Origin of the sequence: Mesorhizobium sp. M7A.T.Ca.US.000.02.2.1 (assembly GCF_003996995.1) — a bacterium.
Lineage (GTDB): Bacteria > Pseudomonadota > Alphaproteobacteria > Rhizobiales > Rhizobiaceae > Mesorhizobium.
Genome location: NZ_RZTT01000915.1, coordinates 1 through 454 on the forward strand (window position 1 = coordinate 1; position 454 = coordinate 454).

Genomic DNA, 454 nt, shown 5'->3' on the forward strand with positions numbered 1-454 from the left:
GCCGCGCGGTGTTGTAGTCGGCGTGCCACAGGGCGATGGCTACGCGCGCCTGAGCCAGCGAGGTGAACAGCGTCTCGTTGAGCAGTTCATCGCGCAGTCGGCCGTTGAAGCTCTCGATGAAGCCATTCTGCATCGGCTTGCCGGGCGCAATGTAATGCCATTCGACGCGGTTCTGATCCGCCCAGGAGAGGATGGCGTTCGAGGTGAACTCGCTGCCATTGTCGCTGACGATCATCCTGGGCCGGCCGCGCTGGTGATGAGCCGGTCCAATTCGCGGGCAACCCGCATGCCCGAGAGAGACGTATCAACGATGAGTGCCAGGCACTGTCTCGTGCAGTCGTCGACGACGGCCAGGATGCGGAAGCGGCGCCCGTCGGTGAGCTGGTCCGATACGAAGTCGAGCGACCAGCGCTCGTCGGGCCTCAGCGGCACCAGCATCGGCGCCCTGGTCCCG

Annotated in this window: 1 pseudogene; it reads right to left on the bottom strand. The window is 65.2% G+C overall.

Annotation, left to right across the window (positions count from 1 at the left end):
• Positions 1-454: pseudogene (locus EOD15_RS35425) on the bottom strand (integrase core domain-containing protein); the annotation flags it as partial.